Raw genomic sequence first — 2,525 nt, forward strand, 5'->3', positions numbered from 1 at the left:
CGAGAGGGGACCGACATTGAACAGACCGTCAATTCCTCCGGTGAAGGCTCCAACTCGCGATTGAAGGCGCGTTTCAGCGCGTTCATGTCTTGGATGGTCCGGCAAAGATCGTTGATCTCAAGAGCCGTGACCCCGACGATGACGGCAGTCCCCACGTACGGTATTGCTTCTCCCGCCATAGTGCCGATCTCTCGTGTCGCCGACTTTGTCGCCCGTGATGAGACCTTGTCCGCCGTCTCTTCCACTGCCTGCCGCAACGCGACCCGCCTGCCGCCGAAGTTTACTAGGCCTTCTCCAATCTCCTCCCGCAGTTGTCGCCTCGCCAAACGCTCGGCAGCGAGGTTGTCCGTCAGGTCCGTGATTTCACTTCTTGCCTGTCTAAGAGCCAGCCTTGAGCTTGTAACTTCCTCACCCAACTCGGTAGCCTGATCCCGCAGTTGCCGGTTCGCCGTGTGCGCAACCGCGAGATCCCCTGTCAGGTCAGCGACATCCCCGCGGAGCTCTCGCTGAACTCTACGCTCGGCGAAAATCTCTGCGTTCAAGTCCGCAACCTCATCAGCGTGACTCGCAACTAGAGTTCTTGCTCCCGTGAGAGCCCCAAACGCGCCCGATACTGTGGTGAAAATTGCGCCACCGAATATCGCCGTAATATTGAACGCTATCGAGAATAGAAGCACAGATACAAACACCCCGCGCCAAATCCAACTAATGGACCCCGTCAAAAACCCAAATACTCTCTTCATTTTCATTCCTTTCCGTTGGGGCCGTTCCATTTTCATCGTTTAGTGGAACTTATTGCAATCAAGTACCCCGGCTGATGCGCGCCAGCCGAGGTCGTTTTTAGGGCATCTTTCGCGTCACCACGTAGTCGGCAAGCCATTGCCAGTAGAATTGGGCACTGATGAACCCCTGATCCTGAGCGGCAACGTCCTCGGCCTCGGAACGAGAGAGACCGCCATCGAACTCGGCGATAGCGGCCCTCTCTTCGAACTCCTCGATGTTCGGCGGAACCATCATGTCGGTAACCTGATCTGGTCGACAATGTCCCGCTTCTGCTCGTCACTGATACCAGCCGAGTAGATGCCGTAGGTCAGCCCGTTCTCCGATCTAGCCGACTGATGACCGACGAGGGACGCCGTGAAGTGCTCCGGAACGCCCGTTCGCTCGCACTGAGTGACGAACCATTTTCGGGTCGAATGAAACACCAAACCGGGACGATCAAACCCCAGCTTTTCTCTCAGAACGGCGAACCGTTTGGTGACGTCGTTGACGGTCAAACGCGGGAACAGCGGACCCTGCTTCGGCAACTCCGCCAACGCGGGTTCGAGTGCCCGATGCACCGGAACCTCCCGCTCGGCCGCCTCGGTCTTAAGGAGACGCCGTTGGTTCGGTCGGACGTGAAAGAACAACCCGGCCTTACCCTTCAGGACCACGTCTTCAGCCTCCAGCCCAATCGCTTCCCCGGCCCGCATGCCCGAGAGCAGGCAGATCATCAGTACCGGGTGGAGCATCTTGTCCCTTCGAGCCAACAGCCCTCGTACTTCGTCGTCCGACGGCACCTCGTAGGGGTTGGGTCTGATCTTGCCTTCGAACCGGACCGTCTTGAACGGATTGGCGTCCAGCAGTCCTTCGTAGACAATCCAATCCAACCAGTGGTTCACCTGCGCCCAGATGCGCCTCTGTGTTCGGGCGGTGATCCTCAGATCAGATACCTTAGACCACTCGACCGACCAGTCCAGACTTCGATGCCGGGTATCTGGGGATTTACCGAGATGTGGCGAGAGCTGGGAGATCGCCTCCAAGAAGGCTCTCCCGTCTTCCCGCGTCAGGCTTTTAAGAGACCGATCACCGAAGCGACTAGAGAACAGTTCGATCGAGTACCGGACCGATTTGAAGCCCCCGGGGCGAAGCTGTTGTCTGCGCTTTATCAAGTAGACACGGGTGGATTCAGCCACCGTAGGAATCTTCTCTTGTTTTGGCTTGCTGTAGCTCTTCGGCTTCAAGTCGCCGTCCGAGTGTGCCAGAATGGAACGGAGACGCTCTAGGATGTCCCGCGAGCGGTTTTCCCAATCCGGTACCCCAAGCAACACCTCTTGGGTCTTGGAGCGGACCCGAGAGACCGTCGCCTCGTAGTGGGCGTTCAGTTCGGCGGCGCGAACACGCGCCTTGTTGTGATCGCCGGTCTTCAAGGAACGTTTCAGCGCTTGCGTCCCGAGAATCACGGCCACTTCTTTGGGGTAGTTGCGGCGATAAAGCCAAGTGTGCCCTTTCAGGTAGGCATAGCGAATTTGAGTAGACACTGTGTCTCCTCCCTTTTTCATTGCGATGTGAGGTGGGGGGCGGGTCAGACCGCCGAGGAGTAGACCCGAAGGATCAGGTCAAACTCTGGTTCGCCGTATTCGTCTTTGAGAGGGCCGGTCAGGGAAACGCCTGTGAACCGGCATGCAAGATTGACCCCTGTATTGGGGTAATCGGCGTCCAAAAGTGACCCCCCTGATATTTCTGTTCAGAAGCTTCCTCGACGG

At 57.6% G+C, this 2,525-nt stretch carries 3 protein-coding genes; all 3 read right to left on the reverse strand.

The genetic code is table 11. The features are described from left to right. Positions 1-743 (reverse strand): hypothetical protein (locus ACGKZZ_RS17105; protein ID WP_411224728.1); only part of this gene is annotated, 743 nt, incomplete at its 3' end. A 97-nt stretch (positions 744-840) separates the two neighbouring features. After that, entirely contained in the window at positions 841-1,017 is a 177-nt protein-coding gene (locus tag ACGKZZ_RS17110; RefSeq protein WP_411224729.1) for a hypothetical protein, read from the reverse strand. Next, positions 1,014-2,300 carry a DUF6538 domain-containing protein gene (locus ACGKZZ_RS17115; RefSeq protein WP_411224730.1) on the reverse strand — a complete coding sequence of 429 codons (1,287 nt, stop codon included), beginning with the start codon at positions 2,298-2,300 and terminating at the stop codon, positions 1,014-1,016. Before ACGKZZ_RS17115 ends, ACGKZZ_RS17110 begins: the two co-directional genes overlap by 4 nt. Between the last annotated feature and the right edge of the window lie 225 nt (positions 2,301-2,525).

This window comes from Marivita sp. S2033, assembly GCF_046592965.1.
GTDB lineage: Bacteria > Pseudomonadota > Alphaproteobacteria > Rhodobacterales > Rhodobacteraceae > Marivita.